At 61.6% G+C, this 2,816-nt stretch carries 4 protein-coding genes; 2 read left to right on the top strand and 2 right to left on the bottom strand.

Annotated features, from left to right (window positions below; genetic code table 11):
- A partial coding sequence (locus tag EN750_RS27700) for an MltA domain-containing protein (protein ID WP_189526502.1) occupies window positions 1-436 on the bottom strand: 436 nt, incomplete at its 3' end.
- A gap of 25 nt (window positions 437-461) precedes the next feature.
- Window positions 462-1,169 carry a Tim44/TimA family putative adaptor protein gene (locus EN750_RS27695; RefSeq protein WP_127398597.1) on the bottom strand — a complete coding sequence of 236 codons (708 nt, stop codon included), beginning with the start codon at window positions 1,167-1,169 and terminating at the stop codon, window positions 462-464.
- A gap of 215 nt (window positions 1,170-1,384) precedes the next feature.
- On the opposite strand from EN750_RS27695, the gene EN750_RS27690 reads away from it, so the two are divergent.
- Window positions 1,385-1,882: an FxsA family protein gene (locus EN750_RS27690; protein WP_127271639.1), complete on the top strand. Its 498-nt coding sequence runs from the start codon at window positions 1,385-1,387 to the stop codon at window positions 1,880-1,882.
- Window positions 1,883-2,012: 130 nt separating this feature from the next.
- The gene (secB, locus tag EN750_RS27685) at window positions 2,013-2,510 is read left to right on the top strand and encodes a protein-export chaperone SecB (protein ID WP_023813420.1); all 498 of its coding nucleotides are present in this window, start codon (window positions 2,013-2,015) and stop codon (window positions 2,508-2,510) included.
- Window positions 2,511-2,816: the final 306 nt, after the last annotated feature.

Below are 2,816 nucleotides of genomic sequence, written 5' to 3'. Positions count from 1 at the left end.
GGTAGGGATCCAGGCCGGGCGGCCGGTTTCCGTCGTCGATATCGACGAGATCGGCCGGGCGCGACAGCAACGGCACCGAAAATCGGTCCGTGCGCACCGGTGAGGCCTCGACTTGCGGTTCATAGAAACCGGTGACGAGCCCGGCGCCGGCATTTTCGGCAGGGATAAGCGCCGGGAAAAAATGGCGCTCGAAGAAGGCACGGGCTTCCTCGCGGGCCAAAACCGGCGACCGATTCACCGGCGAAACGGTCCGCGCCTCCGCGTAGGCATCGGCAAAAGCTTGGAAGTCGACGCCGAGCGCACCGCTGCGGTAGGGTTTGGCCAGGACATGGAAGGCCGAGCGACGAAAGGCGGCGAAGGCCGTCAGATGGTCGTCATCGTCCCAGCCGGGCAGGTCGCCAAAGGCTTTCTCGACAAAAAGAGGCGATAGCGACACCGGAGCCTCGCCGCGTGTTTCCGAACTAGTCTTCTTCCTCGGTGGCGACGAGCTTCCAGTTCGGATCGCGCGAGCGCGTGTCGCGGGCGAAGGTCCAGACATCCTTGACCTCGGCAACGGTTTCCGGGTCGCCGTCGATGACGGCACCGGCCTTGTCGCGAGTCGCCGAAATCAGCTCGCTGATGATGCGCAGCGTGACATGCGCCTCGCCGCCCTTCATCTCGGCCGAGACGATGTCGGCCTTGTCGATGCCGACGAAGGAGGACTGGATCTTTTCCGCCTTGGCCTCGCGCTCGCCGATGGCGGCGACAAAACCGTCATAGACCTCGCGCGACAACAGGTTCTTCAGTGTTTTGCGATCGCCGTCGGCATAGGCCATGACGATCATCTCGTAAGCCATCTTGGCGCCGTCGACGAAACCCTTAGGCTCGAAGGACGGATCATTGTCCTTGATGCTGCGCAAGCCCTTGTTGAGGTCGGTATCGGGCTTGGCGAAAGCGTCGATCGCGGCATAGGTGTCGGGAGCCGGCTCGCCTGGCGGGCGCTTGCGCGGCAGCGAGACGACGTTTTCGGATTTCTGGGCGGCATCCTTGTCGCCGGTGCGAGCCGCCGAATAGGGATCGAAGGGCGGCCGTTCGCTGCCGGTGCGGCGGCCCAGCACATTGCGCAGCTGGAAAAAGATGACCACCGCCGCAATCAGGAAGAAAATCGTGCCGAAGTCGAAGAATCCCATATCTTCCGCCAATCAATCCTGCCCTTTGGCCGGACCGTCAGGCCCAATGGCCACGGTCGCATAGCGTTCAACATTCAAAGCATATAGAACGCAAGGCGCAATCATTCAAATCAAAGGCAGGCATACCTATCTAACAGCCTCAGTGCCAGCGGCGATTGCAACTGGCGGCCAAAACAATCGAAACGATCATAACAATCGAAAAAGGTTGGCAAGACTTGCGCATTTCGCTGCTTCCCTTCTTTCTCCTCGCGCTTCCGCTGCTGGAAATCGCCGGTTTCGTCATCGTCGGCCGCGAGGTCGGCGCGCTGGCGACGGTCGGCCTCGTGCTGGCCTCGAGCATCGCCGGCGTGCTTTTGCTCCGATACCAGGGCTTTGGTGTGATGGCCCGCATCCGCACCGAGATGGCCGCCGGCCAGAACCCCAGCCGCCACCTTGCGCACGGCGCCATGATCGTGGTTGCGGCGATCCTCCTGATCATCCCCGGCTTCATATCAGACATCATCGGCCTGTTGCTGTTCCTGCCGCCATTGCGCGATTTTGCCTGGAGCCGGTTCAAGGGCCGCATTGTCGTCGCCACCGATTTCTCAACCGGCGGTTTTCGTGGCCGGCGCGACAGGGTCATCGACCTCGAAGACGGCGACTATTCGCGCGAAGACGATCTGAAGCGCGGACCGGATCACAACTCGCCGTGGCGCCGCCTGAAGGACGATTAGGGCGCCGTCCCATCTCCATCCCGCAGCCCGGAAGCAAGGCGGCAAACCTTGTCTTGTCATCCCCGCCATGGTAGCGAACGCCCGATTTCAATTCGGTCAGCGACGCTGCCCAGGCAAGAGGACAAGGCTTATGGCCAGCAAAGATGACGCGCCGGTCGGCGCAGCCAACGGAAACGGCAATGCGGCGCAGCCGTCGCTCAACGTTCTGGCGCAATATGTGAAGGACCTGTCCTTCGAAAGCCCCGGCGCGCCCAATTCGCTGCGCGGCCGCGACAAGGCACCGGGCATCGCCATCAACGTCAACGTCAACGCCAACCCGCTCTCCGACAAGCAGTTCGACGTCAATCTGACGCTGAACGCCAAGGCGTCCTTCGACCAGGAAGTGCTGTTCAATGTCGAGCTGGTCTATGGCGGCGTGTTCGCCATTGCAGGTTTTCCGCAGGAGCACATGCTGCCGATCCTGTTCATCGAATGCCCGCGCCTTTTGTTCCCGTTCGCCCGCCAGATCATCGCCGAGGCAACCCGCAATGGCGGCTTCCCGCCGCTTATGCTCGACCCCATCGACTTCGCACAGATGTTCCAGCAGAAGCTGGCCGAGGACGAGGCGTCCAAGGTCAAGGTGAGCTGAGCTCGGCTGCCATCGCTGTTGTTTCTGAGAACCCGGCCTTGTACCGGGTTTTCTGTTTAAGGTGTTGGAGAGATAGCTGAGGCACCGGCGCCCTTCGAATGGCCTAGCCCTCCCGTCTTCGTCATCCTAGGGCGAAGCAAGGAGCGAAGCGACGCAGCGCAGACCCTAGGATCCATGCCGTGACGTGTGCCTTAGAATGCAACGGATCAGAATGGCGCTTGCCCCCGCGCCTATGCTCGCTACGCTAAAACGATGACCGGCTATGTCTACATGACTGCGAGCCAGAAGGCCGGCACCATCTATATC

The organism is Mesorhizobium sp. M7A.F.Ca.ET.027.03.2.1 (assembly GCF_003999175.1).
Classification (GTDB): domain Bacteria; phylum Pseudomonadota; class Alphaproteobacteria; order Rhizobiales; family Rhizobiaceae; genus Mesorhizobium.
The sequence above is the reverse complement of the archived record's forward strand: the minus strand, read 5'-3'. Positions and strand labels throughout refer to the sequence as shown.

Excerpts from the sequence above, each read along its gene's own strand:
- EN750_RS27695 (WP_127398597.1), bottom strand. The coding sequence starts at position 1,169 with ATGGGATTCTTCGACTTCGGCACGATTTTCTTCCTGATTGCGGCGGTG.
- secB (WP_023813420.1), top strand. The coding sequence starts at position 2,013 with ATGGCCAGCAAAGATGACGCGCCGGTCGGCGCAGCCAACGGAAACGGC.